At 67.9% G+C, this 25,195-nt stretch carries 25 protein-coding genes; 10 read left to right on the plus strand and 15 right to left on the minus strand.

Features of this window, described 5'->3' with window-relative positions; genetic code table 11:
• Window positions 1-140: 140 nt before the first annotated feature.
• Both RS901_RS26690 and RS901_RS26695 read left to right on the plus strand, forming a co-directional pair.
• A complete protein-coding gene (locus RS901_RS26690; RefSeq protein WP_316157149.1) occupies window positions 141-1,283 on the plus strand; it encodes a flavodoxin family protein in 1,143 nt (380 codons plus the stop codon).
• 44 nt (window positions 1,284-1,327) lie between these two features.
• Window positions 1,328-1,885, plus strand: a complete 558-nt coding sequence (locus tag RS901_RS26695; RefSeq protein WP_316157150.1) for a BON domain-containing protein — start codon at window positions 1,328-1,330, stop codon at window positions 1,883-1,885.
• 28 nt (window positions 1,886-1,913) lie between these two features.
• Here the strand turns inward: RS901_RS26695 and RS901_RS26700 are convergent, their stop codons facing one another.
• Complete coding sequence (locus tag RS901_RS26700; protein ID WP_316157151.1) at window positions 1,914-2,135, minus strand: DUF2188 domain-containing protein; 222 nt, start codon at window positions 2,133-2,135, stop codon at window positions 1,914-1,916.
• A gap of 173 nt (window positions 2,136-2,308) precedes the next feature.
• On the opposite strand from RS901_RS26700, the gene RS901_RS26705 reads away from it, so the two are divergent.
• Window positions 2,309-2,617 (plus strand): hypothetical protein, encoded by a 309-nt coding sequence (locus tag RS901_RS26705; protein WP_010814535.1) that lies wholly within the window; start codon window positions 2,309-2,311, stop codon window positions 2,615-2,617.
• Between the two features lie 55 nt (window positions 2,618-2,672).
• On the opposite strand, the gene RS901_RS26710 is transcribed toward RS901_RS26705, so the two are convergent.
• The 4 genes from RS901_RS26710 to RS901_RS26725 all read right to left on the minus strand — a co-directional run bounded on the left by RS901_RS26710 (window position 2,673) and on the right by RS901_RS26725 (window position 7,161).
• Window positions 2,673-4,031, minus strand: a complete 1,359-nt coding sequence (locus RS901_RS26710; protein ID WP_316157152.1) for an MFS transporter — start codon at window positions 4,029-4,031, stop codon at window positions 2,673-2,675.
• A 141-nt stretch (window positions 4,032-4,172) separates the two neighbouring features.
• Entirely contained in the window at window positions 4,173-4,397 is a 225-nt protein-coding gene (locus tag RS901_RS26715; protein WP_013953198.1) for a DUF2783 domain-containing protein, read from the minus strand.
• A 31-nt stretch (window positions 4,398-4,428) separates the two neighbouring features.
• Window positions 4,429-6,153 (minus strand): FAD-dependent oxidoreductase, encoded by a 1,725-nt coding sequence (locus RS901_RS26720; protein WP_316157153.1) that lies wholly within the window; start codon window positions 6,151-6,153, stop codon window positions 4,429-4,431.
• A 48-nt stretch (window positions 6,154-6,201) separates the two neighbouring features.
• Entirely contained in the window at window positions 6,202-7,161 is a 960-nt protein-coding gene (locus RS901_RS26725) for an MBL fold metallo-hydrolase (RefSeq protein ID WP_316157154.1), read from the minus strand.
• Window positions 7,162-7,479: 318 nt separating this feature from the next.
• Here RS901_RS26725 and RS901_RS26730 point away from each other — a divergent pair, with 318 nt between their 5' ends.
• Both RS901_RS26730 and RS901_RS26735 read left to right on the plus strand, forming a co-directional pair.
• Window positions 7,480-8,307 (plus strand): IclR family transcriptional regulator, encoded by an 828-nt coding sequence (locus tag RS901_RS26730; RefSeq protein ID WP_316157155.1) that lies wholly within the window; start codon window positions 7,480-7,482, stop codon window positions 8,305-8,307.
• Window positions 8,304-9,134 carry an IclR family transcriptional regulator gene (locus tag RS901_RS26735; protein ID WP_316157156.1) on the plus strand — a complete coding sequence of 277 codons (831 nt, stop codon included), beginning with the start codon at window positions 8,304-8,306 and terminating at the stop codon, window positions 9,132-9,134. Before RS901_RS26730 ends, RS901_RS26735 begins: the two co-directional genes overlap by 4 nt.
• A gap of 10 nt (window positions 9,135-9,144) precedes the next feature.
• On the opposite strand, the gene RS901_RS26740 is transcribed toward RS901_RS26735, so the two are convergent.
• Both RS901_RS26740 and RS901_RS26745 read right to left on the minus strand, forming a co-directional pair.
• The gene (locus RS901_RS26740; RefSeq protein WP_316157157.1) at window positions 9,145-10,125 is read right to left on the minus strand and encodes a tripartite tricarboxylate transporter substrate binding protein; all 981 of its coding nucleotides are present in this window, start codon (window positions 10,123-10,125) and stop codon (window positions 9,145-9,147) included.
• A 109-nt stretch (window positions 10,126-10,234) separates the two neighbouring features.
• Window positions 10,235-12,232, minus strand: coding sequence for a PAS domain S-box protein (locus RS901_RS26745; RefSeq protein WP_316157158.1), 1,998 nt, complete (start codon window positions 12,230-12,232; stop codon window positions 10,235-10,237).
• 251 nt (window positions 12,233-12,483) lie between these two features.
• Here RS901_RS26745 and RS901_RS26750 point away from each other — a divergent pair, with 251 nt between their 5' ends.
• The 4 genes from RS901_RS26750 to RS901_RS26765 all read left to right on the plus strand — a co-directional run bounded on the left by RS901_RS26750 (window position 12,484) and on the right by RS901_RS26765 (window position 16,001).
• Window positions 12,484-13,320 carry a helix-turn-helix domain-containing protein gene (locus RS901_RS26750; protein WP_316157159.1) on the plus strand — a complete coding sequence of 279 codons (837 nt, stop codon included), beginning with the start codon at window positions 12,484-12,486 and terminating at the stop codon, window positions 13,318-13,320.
• A 22-nt stretch (window positions 13,321-13,342) separates the two neighbouring features.
• The gene (gene flhD, locus RS901_RS26755; protein WP_316157160.1) at window positions 13,343-13,696 is read left to right on the plus strand and encodes a flagellar transcriptional regulator FlhD; all 354 of its coding nucleotides are present in this window, start codon (window positions 13,343-13,345) and stop codon (window positions 13,694-13,696) included.
• Between the two features lie 22 nt (window positions 13,697-13,718).
• Window positions 13,719-14,552, plus strand: coding sequence for a hypothetical protein (locus tag RS901_RS26760; protein ID WP_316157161.1), 834 nt, complete (start codon window positions 13,719-13,721; stop codon window positions 14,550-14,552).
• Window positions 14,553-14,678: 126 nt separating this feature from the next.
• Window positions 14,679-16,001 (plus strand): IS4 family transposase, encoded by a 1,323-nt coding sequence (locus RS901_RS26765; RefSeq protein WP_316157301.1) that lies wholly within the window; start codon window positions 14,679-14,681, stop codon window positions 15,999-16,001.
• Between the two features lie 46 nt (window positions 16,002-16,047).
• Here the strand turns inward: RS901_RS26765 and gabD are convergent, their stop codons facing one another.
• The 7 genes from gabD to RS901_RS26800 form a co-directional block, all read right to left on the minus strand.
• Window positions 16,048-17,496 (minus strand): NADP-dependent succinate-semialdehyde dehydrogenase, encoded by a 1,449-nt coding sequence (gene gabD / locus RS901_RS26770; protein WP_316157162.1) that lies wholly within the window; start codon window positions 17,494-17,496, stop codon window positions 16,048-16,050.
• A gap of 72 nt (window positions 17,497-17,568) precedes the next feature.
• A complete protein-coding gene (locus tag RS901_RS26775) occupies window positions 17,569-17,787 on the minus strand; it encodes a DUF3079 domain-containing protein (RefSeq protein WP_316157163.1) in 219 nt (72 codons plus the stop codon).
• A 98-nt stretch (window positions 17,788-17,885) separates the two neighbouring features.
• The gene (locus tag RS901_RS26780) at window positions 17,886-18,101 is read right to left on the minus strand and encodes a hypothetical protein (RefSeq protein ID WP_114130904.1); all 216 of its coding nucleotides are present in this window, start codon (window positions 18,099-18,101) and stop codon (window positions 17,886-17,888) included.
• Window positions 18,102-18,210: 109 nt separating this feature from the next.
• Entirely contained in the window at window positions 18,211-19,431 is a 1,221-nt protein-coding gene (locus RS901_RS26785) for an AI-2E family transporter (RefSeq protein ID WP_316157164.1), read from the minus strand.
• Window positions 19,432-19,625: 194 nt separating this feature from the next.
• Window positions 19,626-21,047 carry an aldehyde dehydrogenase family protein gene (locus RS901_RS26790; protein ID WP_316157165.1) on the minus strand — a complete coding sequence of 474 codons (1,422 nt, stop codon included), beginning with the start codon at window positions 21,045-21,047 and terminating at the stop codon, window positions 19,626-19,628.
• Window positions 21,048-21,080: 33 nt separating this feature from the next.
• A complete protein-coding gene (locus RS901_RS26795) occupies window positions 21,081-21,992 on the minus strand; it encodes a TauD/TfdA dioxygenase family protein (RefSeq protein ID WP_316157166.1) in 912 nt (303 codons plus the stop codon).
• A gap of 47 nt (window positions 21,993-22,039) precedes the next feature.
• Complete coding sequence (locus RS901_RS26800) at window positions 22,040-23,713, minus strand: GMC family oxidoreductase (protein WP_425476459.1); 1,674 nt, start codon at window positions 23,711-23,713, stop codon at window positions 22,040-22,042.
• Window positions 23,714-23,888: 175 nt separating this feature from the next.
• Between RS901_RS26800 and RS901_RS26805 the strand changes: the two genes are divergently transcribed.
• The gene (locus RS901_RS26805; protein WP_316157168.1) at window positions 23,889-24,599 is read left to right on the plus strand and encodes a GntR family transcriptional regulator; all 711 of its coding nucleotides are present in this window, start codon (window positions 23,889-23,891) and stop codon (window positions 24,597-24,599) included.
• Window positions 24,600-24,643: 44 nt separating this feature from the next.
• Here RS901_RS26805 and RS901_RS26810 read toward each other — a convergent pair whose 3' ends face one another.
• Window positions 24,644-25,168, minus strand: coding sequence for a host attachment protein (locus RS901_RS26810; protein ID WP_316157169.1), 525 nt, complete (start codon window positions 25,166-25,168; stop codon window positions 24,644-24,646).
• Window positions 25,169-25,195: the final 27 nt, after the last annotated feature.

The raw sequence follows: 25,195 nt of genomic DNA on the forward strand, positions 1-25,195 counted from the left end.
AGACCGCATTTCTTACAAGGTAACGAACGAATTGCACGCGCGGCCGGCCGCCATGCAGGGCGCCGCGCGCAATGCATGCCGCCCGGGGATGGCGCTCATCTTGCATGTCTGCGGGACATGCATCCCGAACGGAGACCGTCATGCCCGAGCCGCCGCCCAAGCCAGCCCGGCCATCGCAGGATGCGCCGCGTGCGCCGCGCCATCCCGGTAACCCGGAAGATGTGCGCAAGGGCCAGGTGAACACCTCGCTGCCGCGCGACACTTTCCGCCAGCGCTTTCTTGCGCGCTTCACGGATCCCGCATACCGGCAGGAGGATGAGGCGCTGGACCGCCTCGAACGCATCGCCTGGGACGCCTATCAGGAAGGCCGCAAGGCACCCCGGACGCATAAGGCCGGGCCTGGCCATGCCGATCCGGACTATGAGCTCTCCGACGAGTGGCGCGCCGCCAGCGAGGCCGTGCGGAGCGCGCAGCAGCGCCAGGCCGATCCCGCCACGCCCTCGCGCGTGCTGCTGGTGTGCGCCGCGGCGCGCAACGACTACACCTGCCCGGGCGAGATGTCGAAGTCCTGGCGCCTGGCCGGGCGCGCACGGGAACGGCTGGAGGCGGTCGGCGTCGAGGTCGACCTGCTCGACCTGAGCCTCCTCGCTTCAGATGCCGACCTGCGCATCCATCCGTGCAAGGCGTGCGTGTCGACGGCAATGCCGTTGTGCCACTGGCCGTGCAGCTGCTATCCCAACCATGCGCTGGGCCAGGTCAACGACTGGATGAACGAAATCTATCCGCGCTGGGCGGCGTGCCACGGCGTGCTGATCGTGACGCCCGTGTACTGGTACCAGGCCGCCAGCCCGCTGAAGCTGATGATGGACCGGCTGGTCTGTGCCGACGGCGGCAATCCCGACCCCACCAGCACGCATGGCAAGGACGTGGTGCGCGCCAAGGCGATGGAGCTGTCCGGCTGGGACTATCCCAAGCACCTGTCCGGGCGCGCCTACGGGCTGGTGGTGCACGGCGACGTGGCCGGCACAGAGGGCGTGCGCCGCGCGCTGGCCGACTGGCTGGACTGGATGGGCCTGATCGATGCGGGCCCGCAGGCGCGGCTGGACCGGTATATCGGCTACTACGAGCCCTATGCCACCAGCCACGTGGCGCTGGACGAAGACACTGGCGTACAGGGCGAAGTGGACAACGTGGCGCGCGCGCTGGCGTGTGCGGTGCGGCAGTTGCGCGAGGGCGAATTGCGCGCGCCTGACCGCGGGCTGGTGCCGCCGCGGCAGAAGTAGCGGGACGCAGACTGACTGACGAATCGGGGCAAGCGGAGACGACGATGGATCGCAGAGACAGCTGGCGCGGCCAGCCATGGCACGAGAGCGCCGTGCCTGAAGCCGATATGCGCAGCCACTATATGGGCGCCTACGGGGTCTACGACTATGACGAGCCGGTGGATCCGGGCGAGTCTGGCGGGCGCCGCGGGGCGCGGGAATGGCGGCCGGAGCGCATGCCGCCGGACGCGCCGGCGCCGCGCACGCGGGGCCTGGCCGATCCCTACCGCCAGTTCACCGGCTACAACGAGCGCATGGATCTCTACCGGGGCGGGCCGCGGCCGGTGGGGCCGCGCAACTACCAGCGCACGGACGAGCGCATTCTTGAAGACTTGTGCGAGCAGCTCTCGCGCAGCGCGCGGCTGGACCTGAGCGATGTCGAAGTCCGGGTCGAGCAAGGTGTGGTGACGCTGGAGGGCAGTGTGCCGGACCGGCTGCAGAAGTACCGGATCGAGGATATTGCTGACGAGACCTTCGGCGTGAAGGACCTGGTGAACCACCTGCGCGTGGCGCGGGCCGGGGCTTCGGAGGCCCACCCTGGCCGCGGCATGCGCATGTACTGACCTGTGGTTGGGTCCTGGCGGCGGCGCGTTAGCCCGGCACGTTGCGGGGATCGTGGCCGAAACTGCTGCGCGAGCGGATCTGGCCGTCGCGGCCGTGGATCAGCAGTTCGACGTGCTCGCGCTGCGCCTTCGTGGTGCCGGCAGCAACCGCTTCTTCCTGCGTGGCGTGGTGCGATTCCGCATAGCGCGCACCCTCGTGGATCACATCCCAGCCTTCGTCGTGCGGCACGACGTGTATGTTGCTGCCCATGGTGGGTCTCCTCGACACTCGGTGCTTTCATTGTGGCGCATCTGTGCGCGCTGTCTATCCGGCGCCGTCTGACAGGCGCAAAGGGCATCAGGTTCCACTTTCCGATGGAAATCCCTGGTTATTTGGCGGGCCTCTTGTAAGCTGGACTTGGATCGCAAAAAGAGGAGCGGACCATGCGTGCAAGATTTGCCAGGGGGCTGACGCAGTCGCCGGTGACCGTGGTGGCGCGGGCGTTCGACGGAGAAGCGGTGCGCACTCCGCAGGTGGGCGACCTGGTGACGGTGTATAGCCAGGATCAGGACACCGAATTCAATATCCGCCTGTGCGAGGCCGTCGAGCCCGGCCGCTGGCGCGGCGTGGTCTACGCGATCGGCCGCGGACAGGATGTGCTGGTCACGGCCGAAGGGCTGGAGATCGACGACGTGGTCGAGGTGATGCGCGAGGAAATCGCCTCCGTCATCCCCTGCGGCCGATCCCACTGAACGCCGCACCCCGCGGGTGCGGACATTCCCGTTTTGAAGACGCCTGCAGCCCGGTTCAGGCCGGCCGCGCGGGCTGCTTTGGCACACCCAGCCACATGGCCAAGCCGCTGGCCAGCAGCAGCGCCGCCAGCAGGTAGAGCGCATGGTCCAGGCTGCCGGTCTGGGTCTTGATCTGCCCGATCACCCACGGGCTGACGATGCCGCTGGTGATGCCGATGCTGCTGATGAAGGCGATGCCGGCGGCCGTGCCCGCGCCCGGCAGGTAGCTGGGCGGCAGCGACCAGAACACCGGCAGCGCGGCAAAGATCAGCACCGCGGCCACCGACAGGATGGCCAGCATGACCGCCAGGCTGGGCAGGTGCAGCGTCAGCGCCGCCAGGGCCAGCGCGCCGCCTGCCGTGCACAGCAGGAAGTGGCGGTGGCGCTCGCCGGTGCGGTCGGAATGGCGCGCGATCAGGATCAGGCCGACCGCGCCCACGGCATTGGGCACCACCGAATACAGGCTGACCGACATCACGTCGGTGATGCCGAAGTCGCGGATCATCAACGGCATCCAGAAGCTGAGCGCCAGCGAACCACAGGTCAGCGAAAAGTAGATAAAGGCGAACAGGTACACGCGCGGGTTGCCCAGCACCTGCCGCAATGCGTGCAGCGAATGGCCGCTGGCATGTGCCTGCGCGGCGGTGTCGCGCGCCAGGTGGGCGCGTTCGCCGTCGGTCAGCCAGCTGGCCTGCTGCGGGCCATCCACCAGGCAGCGCGCGGCCACCAGCCCCAGCAGCACCGCGGGCGCACCCTCGATCGCAAACATCCACTTCCAGCCCTGCAGGCCGAGCACGCCGGCCATGTCGCGCATGATCCAGCCGGACACCAGCCCGCCCAGCACACCCGCCACCGCCACGCCGGCAAAAAAGATCGCCATCACCGCGGCACGGCGCCGCGCCGGGAACCAGTAGGTCAGGTAGAGCACGATGCCGGGGAAGAATCCGGCTTCGAACACGCCCAGCAGGAAGCGCAGCGTATAGAACTGCGTTGGGGTGGAGACGCCCATCATCGCCACCGACGCCAGGCCCCACAGCACCATGATGCGTGTGAATGTGCGCCGCGCGCCAAAGCGCGCCAGCAGCATGTTGCTGGGCACTTCGCACAGCACATAGCCGACATAGAAGACAGCGGCGCCCAGGCCGTACATGGCGTCGCTGAAGCCCAGGTCGTGCTTCATCTGCAACTGGGCGAAGCCGATGTTGATGCGGTCCAGGAATGACACCACGTAGCAGACGAACAGGAACGGGATGATGCGCAGCCAGATCTTGCGGTAGAGCGCATCTTCATCGTGCGAAGCCAGTGCGGCGGGGGGCAGGGTGGGGGACGTCAGGCTGGATAGGGACGAAAGATCCCCTGAGACCGGATGGCTCATGAACGTTGTCTCCGTACGGTGGTGGCTGCGGCGGCGGGCAGCCGGAGGGTTCCGCCAGCGGGCCGCGTCTTGCGCGCGTTGGCCCGGGATGGTGCTGGGAAAAGAACAGGACAGGCGCGGCGGTGCCGCGCCTGTGTCAGGTCAGGCTGGCGTGGCGGCCGGCATTTCGGTCACGCCTTCGCGCGCGGCGGCCATGGCGGCCAGCAGCACATCGTGGTCGCCGATATGGTTGGCCAGCAGCAGGATCAGCTGCGCATTGGCGGCCTGGCTTTGCGCCTCGTCGAGGTCGCGGTGCATCTCGATCAGCGCTTCGTAGAAGTCGTCGGGGCGCGCCAGGTTGGGTTGGGTGTTGAGCGTATTGGGCATGGGAGTCTCCGCGGTGCAGGTCTGGCCGGTCTCAGGCGGCCATGCGGCCGGGCTGCGGGGCGCGCAGGTCGGCGCCGGTGGCGCGCGCCAGCGCGGCGCGGATCGCGGCCGGGTCGGGGCGGTGCCAGCGGGCGCAGACATGCTGGTCCGGGCGGATCAGGTAGCAGGTGCCGGGCGTGGCACCGTAGCGCGCGGCGGCCAGGCCCTCGTCGTCGCGCAGCACGGTGGCATTGGTGCAGGTCACCGCCGGCTGCGCGGCGTCGGTCACGTAGACCAGCTGCAGCGGCACGCCGCTGTCTTTCAGCGCGGCGAGGTCGGCGAGCGTGCCCGCATCGATGGCGTCAGGGTTGCCGAACAGCAGCACCGTGAAGTCCCCGCCAAGGTGCGACAGCAGCCAGCCCGCGCCCTGCGCGCCGGATACCGGCGCGTCGCAGCAGACCGCGCCGGGCACCAGCTTGCAGGCATAGCCCTGGGCGTCGTCAGCGGTGTTCAGTGGCGAGTCCTGCAGCACCGCGGGCACCGACAGCCGCCCGCTGTTGACCAGGGTGCGCGCAAACGCATGGCGCCTGGACAGCGTCAGCACCGCATCGCGGAACACGCGGCTGACCGCGCTCTTGGGCGTGATGAAGTCGGTGGAACGGGTGGAGTTGCGGAGGTTTTCGTCGGCGGCGTATTCGCGCTCGCTGGCGTAGGTGTCCAGCAGCTTGTCGCAGGCATGGCCCCGCAGCACATAGGCCAGCTTCCAGGCCAGGTTCTCGGCGTCCTGGATGCCGCTGTTGGCGCCACGCGCGCCGAACGGCGACACGCCATGCGCGGCATCGCCGGCGAACAGGATATTGCCGTGGCGGAAACTGTCCATGCGCAGGCAGGAGAAGGTATAGACGCTGACCCATTCCAGCTCGAACTTCACGTCCTTGCCCAGCAGCGCCTGCACCCGCGGGATCACGCGCTCGGGGGTTTTCTCCAGCACGGGATCGGCGTCCCAGCCGAGCTGGAAGTCGATGCGCCAGACGTTGTCCGGCTGGCGGTGCAGCAGCACCGACTGGTTGGGGTGGAAGGGCGGGTCGAACCAGAACCAGCGCTCGCTCGGGAAATCCGCTTCCATCTTCACATCGGCAATCAGGAAGCGGTCGTGGAAGGTGCGGCCCTTGCTGTCCAGGCCCAGCAGCTTGCGCATCGGGCTGCGCGAACCGTCGGCGGCCACCACGTAGCGTGCCGCCAGCGGGTAGCAGCCTTCAGGCGTCTCGATGGTCAGCACCACGCCGGCCTCGGGCGTGCCGCGCTGTTCCAGCCCGACCACCTTGTTGCGCCAGCGGATCTCGATATTGGGCAGCGCCTGCGCGCGCTCCAGCAGGTAGCCTTCAACGTAGTACTGCTGCAGGTTGATGAAAGCCGGGCGGCGGTGGCCGCTCTCGGGCAGCAGGTCGAAGCTGTAGACCTGCTGGTCGCGCAGGAACACCTTGCCGACGTGCCAGCGCACGCCCTTGTCGACCATGCGCTCGCCGCAGCCCAGCCGGTCGAAGATATCCAGCGTGCGCTTGGAAAAACAGATCGCGCGCGACCCGGTGGACAGCGTGCAGTCGTCATCCACCAGCACCACGCGCACGCCGCGCTGCGCCAGGTCGATGGCGGTGGCCAGGCCGATCGGCCCGGCGCCGACCACGACGACCGGGTGGATGGCCGGAGCGGCCCCTGTCTGTTGTTCGGCGCAGGGCTGGTACTCGAACGACAGCCGCTGGTAATCGATGCTGCTCATGCCTGTGTCTCCATCCTTAGCTTGTTGCCCGACTTTTTCTTTTGGAAGTCAGTCCTGCAGCGCGGCCCACATTTCCTGGTCGCGCTGGGCCGTCCAGATGCGCGGGTGGCGGATGCCGCTGGCCTCGTCATAGGCGCGCGAGACGTCAAAAGGCAGGCAGTGCTCGTAGATAAAGACCTGGCCGAACTTGGGGTCCATCGCGCGCCGGGTGTGCCCCATCGCGGCCTTCAGGTCGAGCTTCTCGGCCACGGCTTCCTTGCCGGCCTGGAACAGCGTGGTGACGAAGTCCTTGGTGTAGGCGATGCCTTTGTTCACTTCCTCCGGCGTGGTCAGCGCGGGGCCGCGGCCGGGCACCAGCTTTTCCGGGGCGAGTGCCTGCAGCGCGTCCAGCGTGGCCGGCCAGTCTTCCAGCTGGGCGTCGCCGCAGTAGCAGGCGGCGTCGTATTCGACCAGGTCGCCGGAGAACAGCACCTTCTGCTGCGGCAGCCAGACCACGGTATCGCCCTTGGTATGGCCCGAGCCCAGGTGGGCGATGCGCACTTCCAGCTTGCCCAGGAACAGCGTGATTTCCTTCTCGAACACCAGCGTCGGCCAGGTCAGGCCGGGCACGGTCTCGACGCCGGCGAACAGGCGCGGGAAGCGTTCGATCTCGGACTTCATGTCGGCCTCGCCGCGCTCGACGATCATCTCGTAGGTGCCGCGGCTGGCGATGACCTGCTGCGCGCCCTCGGCAAAGTAGGCCGACGCGCCCAGCACGCGCACCGCGTGGTAGTGCGACAGCACCACGTATTTGATGGGCTTGTCGGTGATGGTGCGGATGCGGGCGATCAGGTCCTGCGCCATGGCCGGCGTGGCGGTGGTGTCGACGATCAGCACGCCGTCGTCGCCAATGACCACGCCCGAATTGGGATCGCCTTCGGCGGTGTAGGCCCAGGCGTTCTCTGACAGCTGGGTGAAGGTGACCTGCTTGGCTTCCAGGTCGGCCTGCGATGCGAATGCCTTGGACATGGCGTCTTTCCTTTGTGTGGGGAGGCGAGACGGCACCGGTCGGGGCACGTGGCTGCGTTGCGCTGGCCGCGCGGGCTGTCTCGCCCCCGTTTCTGTGGATGTCCCACGACGTGGGTCGCCGTGTTCGGACGGGGTAGTGCCATCTTAGGAAACGTTGGAAAATTAATCAATAGCGAAATGGTTAGCCTATGACAAATTATTGAGACGTGCCGCGAGCGCCATCGGAAGCAGGTCATAGTCACTCGGGTAAACCCCTGTGTGCACGGCAAGGGGAGGCGTTCGATTAATATCCGGGTTTTCCGATCACACAGGATGGCAATGGCCAGGCGCAAGGCTGGGGAAGCAGGAACGCAGGCGGGCGAGCCCGCTGCGCGCGCCGACAAGGCGCAGCGCGGCATCCAGAGCGTGGAGGTGGGCGGGCGCCTGCTGGCAGCGCTGGCCGCCGCGCGCGCGCCAATGCCGCTGGCCGCGCTGGCCGAGGCGGCGCAGCTGGCGCCGGCCCAGGCGCATGCCTACCTGGTCAGCCTGACGCGGCTCGGCCTGATCAAGCGCGACCACCTCTCCGGCCGCTACGAGCCCGGGCCGCTGTCGCTGCAGCTGGGCATGCTGCACCTGGAACAGGACGCCGCCTGGCGCGCCGCGCAGCCCCGGGTGGATGCGCTGGCGCAGGCGTCCGGCTTCAGCGTGGCAATCAGCATTGCCGGGCCGCAGGGCCCGACCATCGTGCGCTATGTGCCGGCCAGCGCGCCGCTGCATGTCAACCTGCACGTGGGCACGGTGATGGCACTGGCCGCCACGGCCACCGGGCGCGTGTTCTGTGCCTTCCAGCCGCCGGCACTGTGGCAGCCGCTGTGGCGCGCGCAGCAGCCGGGCGCGACCGGGTCCGACCTGGCCGCCTTCAGCGCCAGCCTGGGAGAGATCCGAGAGCGCGGCGTCGAGCGCAGCATCGACACGCCCAGCCCGGCCGTCAGCAGCCTCAGCGTGCCGGTGCTCGACGCCGCTGGCGTGCTGCGGCTGGTGCTGACGCTGGTGGGATCGACCGGCGCCATCGACGTGGACTGGCGCGGCGCGGCGGCGCAGGCCCTGCTGGCCGCGGCGGCGGACATCAGCGCCGCGCTGCGCGATGAACAGGAGCGCCAGGCATGACCCGCGCGACAGAAGCCCAGCAAGACCTGGAAGGCAGCAAGCCGCAGCGCGGCATCCAGTCGCTGGACAGCACCGGCCAGCTGCTGGGGGCGCTGGTGGCTGCCGGCCGGCCGCTGGCGCTGCGCGACCTGGCGCTGGCCGCGGGCATGCCGCCGGCCAAGGCGTTCCCGCACCTGGTCAGCCTGCAGAAGACCGGCATGCTGGCGCGCGACGCCGCGGGCAACTACCTGTGCGGGCCGCTGGCGCTGGAACTGGGGCTGATCGCGCTGCAGCGGCTGTCGCCGACGCGCGAGGCGGAACCGGAGGTGGTGGAGCTGGCCGGCGCCACGGGCCTGAGCGTGGCCATGGCGGTGCTGGGGCCGCTGGGGCCCACGGTGGTCCGGCTGGAGGAATCGGCGCGGCCGCAGCACGTGAGCCTGCGCGTGGGCACGGTGCTGTCGCTGGTCCATACCGCGATTGGCCGCACCGCCGCGGCATACCTGCCAGCCAACGTGCTGGCGGGCCTGCTGGAAAAGGACGAACTGCGCATGGCCGGCGCCGCCGCGGCGGAAGTGCTTGAACCCGGCGGCAAGCTGGCGCCGGCCTATGCCAGGCGCCTGGCACAGGTGCGCGCGGCCCGGCTCGACAATGCGCTGAGCCACCCGGTGCCGGGCATCGACACGCTGGCGGCGCCGGTATTCGATCACACCGGCAGCCTGGCGCTGGTGATCGCCGTGATGGGCTCGAGCGGCAGCTTTGACAGCCGCACCGAAGGCGCCACCGCCGCGCTGGTGGGGCAGGCGGCGCGCCGGTTGTCGTGGCGCTTCGGCGCGCCGGACACAGCCTGAACTCAGGCCATCAGTTGTCCAGCTTGATATTGGCCGACTTGATCAGGCTGTCCCACTTCTCGTACTGCGCGCGGATATAGCTGCCGAACTGCGCCGGCGTCGCCGGGAAGGGCACGGTGCCCTGGCTGGCGAGCCTGGCGGCCAGGTCCGGCTGCTTGAGCGCCGCCACGATCTCGCCGTTGAGGCGGTCGATCACGGCTTTGGGCGTGCCGGCCGGCGCGGCCACGCCAAACCACGCGGTCAGCTCGTACCCGGGCACGCCGGCGGCGGCCAGCGTGGGCACGCCGGGGAGCTGGTCAGAGGGCTTCTGCGTGGTCACCGCCAGCGCGCGTACGCGGTTGTCGCGGATATACGGCAGCGCGGTCGAGACGCTGTCGAACATCATGGTGATGCGCCCGCCGATCAGGTCGGTCATCGACGCGGCGCTGCCCTTGTACGGAATGTGCGTGATATTGACACCCGCCAGGTGGGTGAACAGCTCGCCCGCCAGGTGCGACGACGAGCCGTTGCCGAACGAGCCGTAGGTCAGCTTGCCCGGCTCCTTGCGCGCCAGCGCCAGCAGCTCCTGCACATTGCGCGCCGGCACGCCGGGATGCACCACCAGCACGTTGGGCAGGTAGGCGACCGAAGCCACTGGTGCGAAGTCCTTCAGCGGATCGTAGCCAGGCTTGTCATAGAGGCTCTTGTTGACCGCCAGCGAGCCGAAGGTGCCGAACAGCAGCGTATAGCCGTCGGCCGGGGCCCGCGCCACCGCGATGGCTGCCAGGTTGCCGCCGGCGCCGGGCCGGTTGTCGATCACCACCGGCTGGTGCAGCCGCGCCGACAGCGCGTTGCCGATTTCGCGCGCCAGCAGGTCGGTGGCGCCGCCCGGCGGGAAGGGCACCACCAGCCGCACCGGCTTGTCGGGATAGTCCGCAAGCGCAATACCGGCGGCCGCGGCCCCGCATGCAAATATCAGCCCCGCGGCTGCACGCCTGATCCAACCTTGCATCGCTGTCTCCTTTCTGTGATCTGGTGCGATGGAATGGCCGTCAGTGTGTCGCAGTGCCGGCAGGCGCGGGTTTGGGATTGGCGAAGGTCGGGTTCGGTGCCGGAGCGGGTCACTCCGGCTGGCGCAGCCGGGCGATGGTGCCGAACAGCGTTTCCAGCTCCACCGGCTTGACCAGGTGCGCGTCGAAGCCGGCTGCCTCGGTGTGCTGCCGGTCCGCCGGCTGGCCGAAGCCGGTCAGCGCCACGAAGCGGGTCAGCTCGGTGCCGGCCACGCCGCGCATGGCGCGCACCACCTCGAAGCCGTCCATGCCGGGCATGGCCAGGTCGATCAGCGCGATATGCGGGCGGCAGCGCGGAGCCACATGCAGGGCTTCGGCGCCGTCGTAGGCAATGGTCACTTCGTGGCCGCACATTTCCAGCAGCATGGCCAGGCTGTCGGCGGCGTCGCGGTTGTCGTCGACCAGCAGGATGCGCTGCGCCTGCAGCTCGGGCGCAACCGGACCCTGGGCCGGCAGTGCGGCGCCCGGGCGGGCGTCTTCCTTGCGCGAGGCCGGCAACGGCAGGCGCAGCGTGAAGGTGCTGCCTTGTCCCGGCCCGGCACTGGCGGCAGCGATGGTGCCGCCGTGCAGCTCGACCAGTGACCGGCACAGCGACAGGCCGATACCCAGCCCTCCCTCCACGTCGGCGCCCGGGCGGCTTTCCTGCATGAACAGGTTGAAGATCTCGTCGATGGCGTGAGGCCCGATGCCGCGGCCCTGGTCCATCACCTGGACCTGCAGTGTGCGGTTCTGGATCGTGGTGGCGATCGTCACCGACGAACCGGGCGGCGAAAACTTCGATGCATTGAGCACCAGGTTCTGCATGACCTGCACCAGCCGCGTCTTGTCGGCCTGCATCGGGATCGAGCCAGCATGGGTCTGCACGTCGACGCGCTGCGACTTGGCATCCAATGCCGGCCGCGCGGCCTCGACGCCCAGCGCGATGATCTCGTTGAACTCGACCGGCTCCATGCGCAGCTCGATCCGGCCGGAGGTGATGCGCCCGATGTCGAGCAGGTCGTCCACCAACCGGCTCAGGTGGGTCACCTGGCGCTCGATCATGGCCAGGCTCCGGTTTGCCAGCGCCGCGTCCTGCGGCGCCAGCCGCATCGCCGCCAGCGCGCTGTGCACCGGCGCCAGCGGATTGCGCAGTTCGTGCGAAAGCGTGGCAAGGAACTCATTCATGCGCTGGCTGGAGCGTTCCAGCTCTTCGCGGCGGCGGCGCTCGCTCATGTCCCGCGTCACCTTGGCAAAGCCGCGCAGCGTGCGTGACTCGTCGTAAACCGCTGTCAGGGTGACATTGGCCCAGAACAGCGAGCCATCCTTGCGCACGCGCCAGCCTTCGTCCTCCACGCGCCCGACCCGCCGCGCCAGCGCCAGGTGCCGTGACGGCTTGCCGGCGGCGACATCCTCGTGCGGATAGAACACCGAGAAATGACGGCCGATGATCTCGTCGCGGCGGTAGCCCTTGATATAAGTAGCACCGGAATTCCAGCTGACGATATGGCCGTCGGGATCGAGCATGAAAATGGCGTAATCCTTGACCCCCTCCACCAGCAGCCGCAGGGTCTCTTCGCTCTGGCGCAGGGCCTCGGCGGCACGGCGCCGCTCGGTCATGTCCCGCGTGACCTTGGCGAAGCCGATCAGCCGGCCCTCGGCGTCCTTCAGGGCGGTGATGACGACGTTGGCCCAGAAGCGGCTGCCGTCCTTGCGCACGCGCCACCCCTCGTCCTCGAACCGGCCCTGTTCGGCCGCGGCCTTCAGCTCGGCTTGCGGCCAGTTCCGGGCGATCGCATCCGGCGTGTAGAACTGCGAGAAGTGCTTGCCCAGGATTTCTTCGCGGGCATAGCCCTTGATGCGCGCCGCACCCTTGTTCCAGCTGGAGACATGGCCGCCGACGTCAAGCGTGAAGATGGCGTAGTCCTGCACGGAGTCCACCAGGGTCTGGTAAGGCACATCCGGCAGCAAGTCGGCCCGGATGTCGTGCGAACGCCCGCCCGATGGCTCGCCAGCATCTGGGCGAGGTGCGCTTCCGGCAGGTTGCTGCGGGTCGTCGGGGGGTCTTGTCATGGCATGTCCTGAACGGCGTCCTGCCAGCGTGGCCGCCAGCGCATCCGGTCCTGGTCTTGCAACAAGGATACCCCTGCATGCAGCCTGGCAGGGCGAATGGCCGGCGTCCCGGTGCGGCAGGGGGCGCCCCGGGGCGTGGGTCAGGATCGGAAGCTTCCATACGGCAAATCAGAATGTGCGGATTGTCCGGGGAAGCTGGCTCCATAGAATGGTTGCACAAGGGCTTTCAGGTCTTCCATCCAGGGGCGCCAATGACACAGTTAGACGAATGCCACCTGCCGTGCGACGGCATGCCGTGCAGCGCAGGTTGCCATCTGGCCCGCTTCTGCCTGGGAGGCGTACGGGGGCTGCCGGGCGGCGCCCAGGGCATCCAGCGCACGGTGCGCCTGCGCAAGGGCCAGTGCCTGTACCTGCTGGGCGACCCCGTGACCTCGCTCTATGCAATCCGCGTCGGCACGGTCAAGACCCACGTGACCACGGAAGACGGCCGCACGCACGTTGTTGGCTTCCATTTCCCCGGGGACCTGGTCGGGCTGGACAGCCTGGCGCATCCGCACTATGCGTCTTACGCCACCGCGCTGGAAGACAGCAAGCTGTGCATGCTCGGCGTGGACGCGCTGCGCGGCGCCGCCGCCGGCATGCCGGCGCTTGCCAACCAGCTGTTCCTGGCGCTTGGCGGGCAGGCACAGCGCTCGCGCGCGCTGCAGACCATGCTGGCGCTGATGACCGCCGAAGAGCGGCTGGTGACCTTCCTGCTGTGGATGGCTGAAGGCTTTGCGGCGCGCGGCTTCTCGTCCTCGGAGTTTGTGCTGCGCATGAGCCGGGAGGAGATCGGCAGCTATGTCGGCCTGACGCTGGAAACGGTCAGCCGGCAGTTCTCGCGGCTGGCGGACTGCGGGCTGATCCGGGTGAGGCACCGCACCATCTCGCTGCTCGACAAGCCTGCCTTGCGGGCCATCGCCGAGCGCCCGATGATCTCCGCGCACAGGCCTGCGAGCGAAGAGCAGGTGCCCGGCGCGGCCCGCGCGATACCCGCCGGCTTGCACCCCGCACGGCCGGTGGCCAGGCTGTGCCAGTCGAATGACTAACCCCGGCAAGCGAGAGGACGCAATGGAACGTGCCATACAGGCTGGCGCCGCGGGTGAAGGGCCGGCCAGCGACCCGGTCAGCGAGAGCCTGCGGGAAATCAAGGACCTGAACCTCGCCTACCTGCTGCTGGTGCAGCGGCTGATGCGCGAGAACGAGGCCGAGGCCCTGTTCCGGCTCGGCATCGGGCGCGACGTGGGCCGTGTGCTGGCCGCGCTCACGCCGCAGCAGATGGTGGCGCTGGCGCGCTCCAACCTTGTGCTGTGCCGTTTCCGGCTGGAAGACAGCATGCTGCTGGCCGCGCTGACCGGCGCCGAACCGCTGCATGCCCTGCAGAACATGCACGCGGCCATCGTGATGGCCGCGCAGCGCGGGTAGTGGAACCAAAATCGGAGGCCGTATGACGGGCAATGCGATGACGCAAGTCGAATGGAAGCGAATGGCGACCGACCCCAGCCGCAGGGGGGATCACCTGCCCGGGGCAACCCGCATGGAAATCACGGGCACGCTGCAGCTGCAGGATATTGTCCAGGCACTGGGGGCAGAGCCCGATGAGCAGCGCTGTGTCGAGGCCGGACTCGAGGTGCTTGCGATGGCCGGGCACCCGCCTGCGCGTGCCGTGGTGTCGATGGGCCACGGGCGGCTGCCGGCGCTGGAATTCTATGTCGATGCCGCTGTGCCGACCTGCTGCGAACTGGACAGCACGTTGCAGCACGCCATCGCCAGCCGTTTCACCAGCGTGCTGCCGCCAGGGCTGGCAGTCACGGTGCTGCCGCTGGCCGCCTATGCGCAGGAAGCCGCCGACGAAGGCAAATCGTTCGAAGCGGATACCTTGCGCACCTGTGCGCGCGAACTGCTGGGCCGGGGCGGGGAGATGAACCAGCGGCTCGCGGTAGTGTGTGCCTACCTGTCGGCGCTGCATGGCGTGCAGGCCGTTGCCGAGCAGCTTGGCTACCTTGAGCAGAGCCTGCTTGCGCAGGGCCAGGAGGCCCTGTCCTGGCGCCTGCGCCGCCACCGCAGCGTGGAAGGGCGGGCGCTGGCGCAGGCATTGGAAGGACTGTCTCGCGCCGCGGATGGCGCCTTGTATGAGTTCGGCACCTGTTACAGCGCTGCGCGCGCCAGCTACCAGCTGGAGCAGATGCAGCGTGTCCATGACCGGATAGCGTGCTTTCGCGACACCTGCCGGAGGTGCCCCGAGCCCCGGTGCGCCGTGTGCGCGGACACGGCGTGCTAAGAGGCACCCCTTTCAAGGTGACGAAAAATAGGGCACGCTCCGTGTTTTCGAGCCGAAAGCGGAGTCAGTGGCGTGGTACTGGATGCAGTGGTGGAACGCTTCATCGAACATAGCCCGATCAGCGTGATGGCGCGCCTGGGGCTGCAACGCGCGCTCGATCCGGCCTGGATCGATGAGTTGTTCGAGCAGGAGCGGGAGATGCAATACACGCGGGAGCTATTGTTCTCGACCACGGTGGAAATCATGTCGCTGGTGGCCGTGGGGCTGCGCCCGTCGGTGCATGCGGCGGCCAAGGCCAGTCCGGCGCTGCCGGTATCCATTACCGCGCTGTACGACAAGATCAGCCGAACCGAGCCGGGGCTGGTTCGTGCCCTGGTGCAAGGCAGCGCGCGGCGGCTGGCGCCGGTTGTGCAACCGATGTTGCGCAAGCAGCCGCCCTCGGTGGACGGCTATCGCCTGCGCATCGTGGATGGCAGCCATTTGCCGGCGAGCGAAAAGCGCCTCAAACCATTGCGTGGGTTTCGCGGCGCGGCCTTGCCGGGGCAGTCATTGGTGGTCTACGACCCGGATACAGCGATGATCGTCGATCTGGTGCCCTGTGAAGACGCGCATGCCCAGGAGCGGGCCATCATGGAAACCCTGCTCGAATCGGCCCAGCCTGGCGAGTTGTGGATCGCCGATCGCAACTTCAGCACCCGGGCGATCCTGGCCGGCTGGCAGCGACGTGGCAGCGCCTTCATCGTGCGGGAGCACGGCCGCAATCCGAACCCCAGCGAGCTGGAGCCGGCACGCAAAATGGGCCGGGTCGAGACTGGGCTCGTGTACGAGCAGGCGGTCAGCATTCCGGATGAGTCAGACGCGCCGCTGGTGCTGCGGCGCATTGAACTGCATCTGGATGGCGCTACCGAGGACGGTGACACCGTCATCCGCCTGCTGACCAATGTCCCTGCCACCCACCTGACAGCCGAGGCCGTGGCCAAGCGCTACCGGCAACGCTGGAGCATCGAGAATCTGTTTCAGCGACTCGAATCCGTGCTCAATAGCGAGATCCGTTCGTTGAGTCAGCCACGCGCGGCGCTGCTGGCCTTTGGCGTGGCCGCGCTCGCATATAACGTGCTGAGCGTGATTGCGACCGCGGTGAGAATCCAACATGAACTGGATAGCAGCGATATCGAGCTTTCGCCGTATTACCTCGCCAGCGAAATCCGGGCGACGTATGCCGGCATGATGATCGCTGTACCAAGCGAGGTGTGGCAAGGCTATGACCCACTCACTCCGGCCCAACTCGGCCGCATGCTGCTCAAAATCGCGACGCACGTTGATCCCCGCGCGATGCGCAAACATGCACGGGGACCGAAAGCGCCCAAGAAGAAAGGCTATGTTGCCGGCTGCGTGGCACGACGGCATGTGTCTACGGCCCGTGTCATCAAGGCTGGACGTGTCGTTTGATCACCTTGAAAGGGGTGGTGCTAAGAGGCTCTAAGGCGCTGCCAGGTCAGATCCCGGCCATGCAGGTGTACTTGATGACCAGGTAATCCTCGATGCCGTAGTGCGAGCCCTCGCGGCCCACGCCAGACTGCTTGACGCCGCCGAACGGCGCCACCTCGTTGGAGATCAGGCCGGTATTGACGCCCACCATACCGTACTCCAGGCGCTCGGAGACGCGCCAGACCCGGCCCAGGTCGCGGGCATAGAAGTAGCTGGCCAGGCCGAACTCGGTGTCGTTGGCCATGGCGACGACGTCATCCTCGGTTTCGAAGCGGAACAGCGGCGCCAGCGGGCCGAAGGTTTCCTCGCGCGCGACCAGCATGCCGGCGCCGACGTCGGCCAGCACGGTCGGCTGGAAGAAAGAATGCCCCAGCGCATGGCGCTGGCCGCCCTGCAGCAGGCGCGCGCCCTTGCCGAGCGCGTCGGCGATATGCTCTTCCACCTTGGCCACGGCCTTGTCGTCGATCAGCGGGCCGATGCGCACGCCATCGTCCATGCCGTTGCCGACCTTCAGGGCCGCCACTGCCGCCACCAGCTTCTGCGCAAACGCCTCATACACACCCGCCTGCACGTAGATGCGGTTGGCGCAGACGCAGGTCTGGCCGGCATTGCGGTACTTGGACACGATCGCGCCTTCCACCGCCGCGTCCAGGTCGGCATCGTCGAACACGATAAAGGGCGCATTGCCGCCCAGCTCCATCGACACCTTCTTGATCGTCGACGCGGTCTGGGCCATCAGCACGCGGCCAACCTCGGTCGACCCGGTGAAGGTGAGCTTGCGCACCAGCGGGTTGCTGCTCATCTCGCCGCCGATGGCGCCGGCCGAGCCGGTCACCACCGACAACACCCCGGCCGGAATGCCCGCGCGCTCGGCCAGGGCCACCAGCGCCAGCGCTGTCAGCGGGGTTTGCGACGCCGGCTTGAGCACCATGGTGCAACCCACTGCCAGGGCCGGGCCGGCCTTGCGCGTGATCATGGCAGCGGGGAAGTTCCACGGCGTGATGGCCGCGCATACCCCCACCGGCTCCTTGGTCACGACTATGCGCTGGTTGCTGACCGGCGCCGGGATGGTGTCGCCATAGACGCGCTTGCCTTCCTCGGCAAACCATTCGACAAATGAGGCCGCGTAGGCGATTTCGCCACGCGCTTCGGCGATCGGCTTGCCCTGTTCGGCGGTCATGATGCGCGCCAGGTCTTCCTGGCTGGCCATGATCAGTTCGAACCATTTGCGCAGCAGCGCCGAGCGCTCCTTGGCGGTGCGGGCGCGCCAGGCCGGCAGCGCGCGGTTGGCGGCCTCGATGGCCTGGCGGGTTTCATCGGCGCCCAGTTGCGGGACCTGTCCCACGCGCTCGCCGGTGGCCGGGTTGGTGACGTCGATGCGGCGCTCGCCGTCGACCCAGCGGCCGTCGATATAGCACTGCTGCCGCAGCAGCGAGGAGTCCTGGAGGTTCAGCATGGTTGTCTCGGTGGATGCCGGCGATGCCGGGCGTCTTGTGGAAGACTGAGACAACGATTGTAATCCGGCTGACTAGGTGGAAGTCTTGGGCGGGCCGGCAGGTGAGGCCGCGGACGGTGCCTCGATACCCCAGTCGCCACACTCCAGCCAGTCGTCGCCGAGCAGTTCAATGGGGTGCTGCGTGCGGCTGGAGCCGTTGCCGCAGCCCATGTCGTCTACGGCGCAGTACTTGTCGCAACCCCAGCAGATGCGCTCGGGGTGGCGGGGATGCAGGGGAAATTTCTTGGCCATGGCTTGCGGTTGGGAAACTGCTGGGAGGATTATGTCCACACACGCAAGCCGTCGATTTGCGCAAGCGCAAGCGCAAGTCAACCGGCGGGCCATCCCGCTCAGTCCCATCCGTCGGCATCCAGGCGGGTCCAGCGGTCGGGCGCCTCGCCATCGGGCGAGGCCAGCAGCAGTGTCTGGCCGCAGTGCCCGCAACGGTACACAAACGCATTCTGGCCGCTGGCGGTGCGCAAGGTCGCCGACATCACCAGCCTGGGATGCGGCGGCACGTGGCCAGGCCGGTCCAGCTGCGACTCGCACAGGTCGCATAAAGACATCATTGTTTTCCTCCGCACGATCCCCGGCGTAGCAAGAATGCTGTGGTGCAGCATTCGCTTTTCCAGTATAGCGGCGGAACGATAGTGCCGTTGGGCGGCGGCGTAATGGCTATTCGCCAAGGAACTCTGCCACCACTTCGAGTCCTTCAATGTGATCGGCAACCACCTTGGCGATGGTGATCAGCGGGATGGCGAGCAACATGCCCCACACGCCCCAGAGCCAGGTGAACAGGAGCAGTGCAACAAAGACGGCAACCGCGTTCATGCGCGCCATGCGGCCAGTCATCCAGGTGGTGACGACTGACCCGATCAGCGTGGCGATCAGCAGCGATCCGACCGCCGCCGCGGCCGCCATGCCGAGCGTGCCGAACTGCATCAGGGTCACCACCCCCAGGCAGACCGCGATCGCCATGGCGCCGAAGTAGGGCACCAGGTGCAGTGCCGCAGCCGCAATCGCCCAGCTGCCAGCGTTGTGCACGCCCAGCCATTTCAGCAGCAGCCAGGTACAGGCGCCCAGGGCCGCATTGGTCACCAGCAGCATGCCCATATAGCGGCGGATAGAGCGGTTGACCTCGTCCAGCATGTGCACGCTGATCTTCTTCTCGGAAATGGTGGTCCCGGCCATCTTGATGAACTTGCGCTTGAAGGTATCGCCGGCCAGCAAAAGGAAGTACAGCAGGAAGACCACCACCACCGCTTGTCCGGCCATGGTGAAGATACTGACCGATCCGGCCAGCAGCATGTTGTGGATCTGGGCGGGCGTTTGCTCCACCACCACCTGCGTGCCGCGCGCGGGCGGGGGCTGGCCGGTGCCGCTGAGGATGGTGGCGGCGCGGCGTACCTTCTGCCACATGGAATCGTCGCCGCTCATCAGCGCGCCCACCGAGCGCGACAGCTTTCTGGCCGTCTCGGGCAGGCTGTTGACGATCGATTCCACCTGCCCTTGCAGCAGGTAGGCGCCGCTGAGCAGGACGCCCAGCACGGCCAGCAGCACCACGGTGCCTGCCAGCGCGCGCGGCAGGCCCAGCCGCTGCAACGCGCAGACCAGCGGGTCCAGCAGGTAGGCCAGAACGATCGCGAGCACCACCGGAATGAGAAAGTCGCGTGCGATATGCACGGCGTACAGCGAAAAGAGCGTGGCCAGCACCACCAGCGCCATGCTGGCGCGCTGCAGCGAGGCGGTGACGGCGTCGGCTGGCACGACAGTGCCAGGCATTTCTGCCACGGTGCCAGGCGCGTCGGCGCCAGCATGCGGGCTACCGTCGGCGTGCTGCGGAACGGGCGGGGCAGGGGGCAGCGAAGAAGCCGCGGAATCTGGGATGGTCGACATGGCCGGGCGCCCCGGCAAAAGGCCTGGCGCTGCTATGAAGATAGCTGGCCGGCAGGTGGCTGCTGTCGGACGGCGCCGCCTGCGCATGTCAGACAAGCGCGGCAGCGAGGCGCCTTACAGGCGACACCGCCCGGCCGGCAGCATGGCGCCGCACGACCGGGCGGTCCGGTGACTGCAGGCAGGAGCGCGCAGGCTCAGCCCGTCACCGTCTTGATTTCAAGGAACTCGGCAATGCCCTCGGGGCCGTACTCGCGCCCGTTGCCGGACGTCTTGTAGCCGCCGAACGGTGCGGTGATGTCCATCATCGCGCCGTTGATGCGCACGCTGCCGGCGCGCAGGCGCGCGGCCAGCTTGCGCGTGCGCGCCGGGTCGGACGAGGCGATGTAGGCGGCCAGGCCGAACTCGGTGTCATTGGCGATGGCCACGGCCTCTTCTTCGGTGTCGTACGGCAGCAGGCACATCACCGGCCCGAAGATCTCTTCGCGCGCGATGGTCATGTCATTGCGCACGTCGGCGAAGATGGTCGGGCGCGCATAGAAGCCGCGTTCCAGCCCGTCGGGGCGACCGGGGCCGCCTGCGGCCACGCGCGCGCCTTCCTCGATGCCCACCCCGATCAGGCGCTGCACCTTGTCGTACTGGCCGCGGTTGGAGATCGGGCCCATCTTGGTTTCGGGGTCGGACGGGTCACCCACCTTCACCGCGTTGGCGACGGCGGCGGCGATCTGCACGGCCTGCTCATAGCGCGAGCGCGGCACCAGCAAGCGCGTCGGCGCGATGCAGGTCTGTCCGGTGTTGACCATGCACTGCGCCACGCCGCTGGTCACCGCTGCCTGCAGGTCGGCATCGTCCAGGACGATCATCGGCGACTTGCCGCCCAGCTCTTGCGCCACGCGCTTGACCGTGGGCGCGGCGCTGATGGCCACTTCCACGCCGGCGCGGGTCGAGCCGGTGATGGAGACCATGTCGACGCCGGGATGCGACGACAGCGCGGCGCCCACCGGGCGGCCCTCGCCATAGATCATGTTGAAGACACCCGGCGGCGTCTGCGCGGCATCCATGATCTCGGCAAAGATCCGGGCGTCAAGCGGCGCGATCTCGGAGGGCTTGAGCACCACGGTGCAACCCGCCGCCAGCGCCGGCGCCACCTTGGCCGCGATCTGGTTCAGCGGCCAGTTCCACGGCGTGATCAGCGCTGCCACGCCGATGGCTTCGCGCAGCATGTAGCTCTTGCCGCGCGTGGTTTCGAACTCGAAGTCGCGCAGCGCCTGCAGCGTTGCCTGCAGCTGGGCCAGGCCGATCGCGGCCTGCAGGTTGGTGGCCAGCGTGATCGGCGCACCGATCTCCTGGCGCACCGCCTGCGCCAGGTCGCCCATGCGCGCCTGGTAGGCGGCGATGATGCGTTCGAGCAGTGCGATGCGCGTTTCACGTGTGGACACCGACCAGGCCGGGAATGCCGCGCGCGCCGCGGCCACGGCCTGGTCCACGTCTGCCGCGGTGCCCATGGCGAGCCTGCCGGCGACCGCTTCGGTGGCCGGGTCGATGATGTCGGCCTGGGTCGCGCCCGCTGCGGGCTGCACCCACTTGCCGTTGATATAGAACTTGTCGACGATATTCATGCCGGTTGCCTCGGTATTCAGTGGTGGATCCAGTCAGACCGGACGGTCGCCGATGATGGTGGCGCGGTTCATGTGGCGCACGGCCGGGAAGTAGTCCTGCACCGCATAGTGCTGCGTCGAGCGGTTGTCCCAGAGCGCGATCGTGTCCGGCTGCCAGCGCAGGCGCACCTGGTACTCCGGCGCGGCCGCCTGGCGGTACAGGTACTGCAGCAGGTCCAGTTCGGCGGGCCGGTAATCGGAACCGAAGCGATAGGGCTGTTCCTTGACGAAGTTGGCGAAATGCGTGGTGAAGGCTTCGTTGACGAACAGGATCTTCTCGCCGGTTTCGGGGTGGGTGCGTACCACCGGGTGCACCATCGGCGGATACTTGGCGCGCATCTCCGCGTACTTCTCGTCGCTCATCGACGCGCCGAAGGTCGGCATCGCGTCATGCACGGCCTTCAGGTTGGCGATGCGGGCCTTCACATCCTGCGGCAGGTTCTGGTAGGCGGCGGCCATGTTGATCCAGAGGGTGTCGCCGCCGACTTCCGGGCATTCCAGGCAGCGCAACATCGAACCCATAGACGGGATCTCGCGCCAGGACACATCGGAGTGGTACAGGTTCTCGCGGCCGCGGGTCTGGCCATCGCGGCCGAACACGACCAGCTCGGGCAGCTCCGGGTGGCTGGCGAGCATGGGGTGCACTTCCAGCTCGCCGAAGCGGCGCGCCACGGCCACGTGCTGGGCCGGCGTGATCGCCTGCTTGCGGAAGAACAGCACCTTGTACTTCAGCAGCGCGCGGCGCAGCGACAGGTAGGTGTCGTCGTCCAGCGGCTCGCGGAAATCGATGCCTTCGATGTCGGCGCCGATTGTCGGCGTGCAGCGGCGCACGGTAAAGGGAAAGGCTTCATTGTCCAGTGCGCGGTAGGCTTCCGGGCTGATGGTGACTGCGGCAGTGGCTTGCATGGGGTGTCTCCTCGGTGTTGTGGTTGCCAATGCAGGGGATGGCCGGCTCAGCGGTGCGAGGCCTTGATCAGGTCCGCAGCCTTTTCGCCGATCATGATGGCGGGGGCGTTGGTATTGCCGCCGATCAGCGTCGGCATGATCGATGCGTCAGCGACGCGCAGGCCCTCCACGCCATGCACGCGCAGCTCCGGGTCGACGACCGCCATGTTGTCGACGCCCATCTTGCAGGTGCCGACCGGGTGGTAGACGGTGTCCGCGTGCGTGCGCACGAAGTCGCGGATGGCGGCTTCATTGCTGCTGTCGGGGCCGAAGGCGTCGGTCAGGACTTCGCGCCCGCCGTGCTGCGCCAGCGCGGGCTGCGCAAAGATGCGGCGGATAGCCCGCACGCCCTCGACCATGCCGGCCATGTCTTCCTCGGCCGACAGGAAGCGCGGATCGATCACCGGCGTCTCGCGCATTTCGGCACTGCGCAGGCGCACATGGCCGCGGCTCTTCGGGCGCAGCACGCAGGCGTGGCAGGAGTAGCCGTGGCCGAGCTTGCCCAGGTTGCGGTTGCCGAGCAGCGCCACGGCGAAGTGCAGCTGCACATCCGGGATGTCCAGCTCGCGGCGGCTGCGCAGGAAGGCACCGGCCTCGGCGATATTCGACGACACCATGCCGGTGCGGGTGCGCCGGTAGCGCATCACTTCGCGCGCCAGCCGCAGCATGCCGCGGCCGGTCTTGCCGAACAGCTCGGTCGATTGCAGCTGTTTGTTGACGATGATGTCGAGGTGGTCCTGCAGGTTCTCGCCCACGCCCGGGAGGTCATGGACCACGTCGATGCCGAAGCTGCGCAGTTGCGCGGCCGGGCCGATGCCGGACGCCAGCAGCAACTGCGGCGAGTTGAAGGCGCCGCTGCTGACCACGATCTCGCGCCGTGCGCGCACGATCTGCACCGCCCCACCGCGCACGATTTCCACGCCGACAGCGCGCTTGCCTTCGAACACGATCCGCAGCGCTTGCGTATCGGTCAGCACCGCCAGGCCGCGACGGCCGCCATTCATTGCCGTGTCCGCGGCATTGCCGCTGTGCAGGTAGGCCCGCGCCGCGTTCCAGCGTTCGCCGTTGCGCTGCGTCACCTGGTACAGGCCGACGCCTTCCTGGCTGTGGCCATTGAAGTCGTCGTTGTGAGGCAGGCCGGCTTGGATCGCTGCCTGGACAAAGCGCTGCGCAAACGGATTGGGCGAGCGCAGGTCGCTCACGTGCAGCGGCCCGTCGTTGCCGTGCAGCGGATGTTCGTGGCCGGCCAGGCGGGGATTGCGCTCGCTGCGGCGGAAGTAGGGCAGGACGTCGTCGAAGCCCCAGCCCCGGCAACCCAGCGCGGCCCAGTCGTCGTAGTCGCGCCGATGGCCGCGGATATAGACCATGCCGTTGATCGAGGAACTGCCGCCCAGGCCGCGCCCGCGCGGCTGGTACGAGCGGCGGCCGTTCAGGCCCGGTTGGGGCACGGTGTAGTAGGCGTAGTTGCGCGGGCCGGCCTTGGGCACCACCGCAGCGATGCCCACCGGCGCCCAGATTGAGAAGTGATGGTCATGCGGCCCCGCCTCGAGCAGCGCCACGGTCGCACTCGGGTCTTCTGCCAGGCGCCCCGCCACGGCGCACCCCGCCGATCCCGCGCCGATCACGAGGTAGTCGAACTCCGCCGCCGCGCTGGCGGTGTCTTGTGATGCCTTGGTATTCAATTTACGTGTCTCCTGAGTTGCCAGCATGCGGTGATCTTCAGGGGGGCGCGCATCTGGTGATGACGGATACTGCCATCACCTGTTATGACAGGTCAATAGGGTTGTGTCACCACCTATTATGATAGGTATAATCCCGTTTCACCCAGTTCGGAGCCGCCGCCAAGGCGGAACATACGTGGCGCTGCCCAGGTTCAAAGAGATCGAGAACGAGATTCGCCAGCGAATCGCCAGCAATACATGGGGGCCGGGCGCCAAGCTTCCGTCCGAGGCGGAGCTGGTGACGGAATTCGCGGTCAGCCGGATCACCGTGCGCCAGGCCCTGTCCGGGCTGCACAACGCCGGTCTGATCGAGAAGGTCAACGGCAAGGGCAGTTTCGTGACCCGTCCGTCAGACACGCCCAGCCTTGGCGCGCTGACTGGCTTCTATGAAACCGGACGCGCCCGTGGCCAGCTTGCCTATGGCAAGCTGGTGTCGGTACGCCTGGTGCGCGCGCCGGCCCATGTGGCGGCGGCGCTGCGTCTGCAGCCTGGCGAGAAGGTGCTGAGCGTGGCCACCGTGCGGTACTGGGACGACGCGGCCATCGCGCATTTCACCCTGATGGGTCCTGAGCCACTGATGCGCCGCCTGGTGCAGGAGGACCTGGAAACCAACGACGCCATGGCGCTGTTTGAAAGCCGGCTGGGATACCGGTTCAAGGAACTGGCGATGGAAGCCACCGCTGTTGCCGCGCCCGCGGACGTGGCGCGCCGGCTCGGTGTTGCCGAGGGCGAACCGCTGCTGCGCCTGCGCAGCACGCCGCATGACATCGAGGACACACCGTTGTTCTGCGGCGAACTGCTGTTCCGTCCGGACCGCTATGCCTACAAGTGGACACTGACGCGATAGGGCGACGCAGCGCCAGTGGCCGGCACCGGCGCTGCGTGGCTTCACTACCGGTCCCGGCCGGTATTGACGCGCGCGTCGCGGCGCGCGGGAATGATGTTTTCGTCGGCCAGCCGTTGTTGCAGGTCGTTGTTGGCCACGTGGGTGAAGTCCTTGCCAATTTCCTTCGTGATGACGTCCGTGACGCCGGCGGGAAGGGCTTTGCGCAGCAGGCCCAGGAAACGCGGCGCCGCGATCAGCGCCAGGGAGTCAAAGCGCTGCTTGTTGCGCGCATCGGCAAGGTAGTCCGCCACGCGGCGGGCAAACAGCTGCGCTTCCTGGTGCAGTTCATCCTCGCCGGCCGAGGATGTGACGGTGGACGGTCCGGCCTGGTGGGCACCGGGGTGCCCGGCGTCGCCCTGTACGGCGGCGTGGCCGCGCCGGCCGTAGGCATCGCGGCGCAGGTCGGCGCGGTCGCCATGCGCAGCCGCGTCGGTGATTTCCTCAACCAGCGCCATTGGCGCGGTTGAAGCGTGCGAGGCAAAGATGCGGGCGAGGGATTCGTCCGCCACAAGGATCCAGGTGTTTTTCATGATCGCTCCGGTTGCCGGTCCGAACAC

Origin of the sequence: Cupriavidus sp. BIC8F (assembly GCF_032465815.1) — a bacterium.
GTDB lineage: Bacteria > Pseudomonadota > Gammaproteobacteria > Burkholderiales > Burkholderiaceae > Cupriavidus > Cupriavidus necator.

Coding starts and splice junctions, on each gene's coding strand:
- RS901_RS26750 (WP_316157159.1), top strand. CDS start 12,484: ATGACACAGTTAGACGAATGCCACCTGCCGTGCGACGGCATGCCGTGC.
- RS901_RS26710 (WP_316157152.1), bottom strand. CDS start 4,031: ATGAGCCATCCGGTCTCAGGGGATCTTTCGTCCCTATCCAGCCTGACG.
- RS901_RS26700 (WP_316157151.1), bottom strand. CDS start 2,135: ATGGGCAGCAACATACACGTCGTGCCGCACGACGAAGGCTGGGATGTG.
- RS901_RS26745 (WP_316157158.1), bottom strand. CDS start 12,232: ATGACAAGACCCCCCGACGACCCGCAGCAACCTGCCGGAAGCGCACCT.
- RS901_RS26765 (WP_316157301.1), top strand. CDS start 14,679: ATGGCGCGCCTGGGGCTGCAACGCGCGCTCGATCCGGCCTGGATCGAT.
- RS901_RS26725 (WP_316157154.1), bottom strand. CDS start 7,161: ATGTCCAAGGCATTCGCATCGCAGGCCGACCTGGAAGCCAAGCAGGTC.
- RS901_RS26715 (WP_013953198.1), bottom strand. CDS start 4,397: ATGCCCAATACGCTCAACACCCAACCCAACCTGGCGCGCCCCGACGAC.
- RS901_RS26790 (WP_316157165.1), bottom strand. CDS start 21,047: ATGAATATCGTCGACAAGTTCTATATCAACGGCAAGTGGGTGCAGCCC.
- RS901_RS26775 (WP_316157163.1), bottom strand. CDS start 17,787: ATGGCCAAGAAATTTCCCCTGCATCCCCGCCACCCCGAGCGCATCTGC.
- RS901_RS26735 (WP_316157156.1), top strand. CDS start 8,304: ATGACCCGCGCGACAGAAGCCCAGCAAGACCTGGAAGGCAGCAAGCCG.
- gabD (WP_316157162.1), bottom strand. CDS start 17,496: ATGCTGAACCTCCAGGACTCCTCGCTGCTGCGGCAGCAGTGCTATATC.
- RS901_RS26810 (WP_316157169.1), bottom strand. CDS start 25,168: ATGAAAAACACCTGGATCCTTGTGGCGGACGAATCCCTCGCCCGCATC.
- RS901_RS26720 (WP_316157153.1), bottom strand. CDS start 6,153: ATGAGCAGCATCGATTACCAGCGGCTGTCGTTCGAGTACCAGCCCTGC.
- RS901_RS26705 (WP_010814535.1), top strand. CDS start 2,309: ATGCGTGCAAGATTTGCCAGGGGGCTGACGCAGTCGCCGGTGACCGTG.
- RS901_RS26690 (WP_316157149.1), top strand. CDS start 141: ATGCCCGAGCCGCCGCCCAAGCCAGCCCGGCCATCGCAGGATGCGCCG.
- RS901_RS26760 (WP_316157161.1), top strand. CDS start 13,719: ATGACGGGCAATGCGATGACGCAAGTCGAATGGAAGCGAATGGCGACC.
- RS901_RS26695 (WP_316157150.1), top strand. CDS start 1,328: ATGGATCGCAGAGACAGCTGGCGCGGCCAGCCATGGCACGAGAGCGCC.
- flhD (WP_316157160.1), top strand. CDS start 13,343: ATGGAACGTGCCATACAGGCTGGCGCCGCGGGTGAAGGGCCGGCCAGC.
- RS901_RS26780 (WP_114130904.1), bottom strand. CDS start 18,101: ATGTCTTTATGCGACCTGTGCGAGTCGCAGCTGGACCGGCCTGGCCAC.
- RS901_RS26785 (WP_316157164.1), bottom strand. CDS start 19,431: ATGTCGACCATCCCAGATTCCGCGGCTTCTTCGCTGCCCCCTGCCCCG.
- RS901_RS26740 (WP_316157157.1), bottom strand. CDS start 10,125: ATGCAAGGTTGGATCAGGCGTGCAGCCGCGGGGCTGATATTTGCATGC.
- RS901_RS26795 (WP_316157166.1), bottom strand. CDS start 21,992: ATGCAAGCCACTGCCGCAGTCACCATCAGCCCGGAAGCCTACCGCGCA.
- RS901_RS26730 (WP_316157155.1), top strand. CDS start 7,480: ATGGCCAGGCGCAAGGCTGGGGAAGCAGGAACGCAGGCGGGCGAGCCC.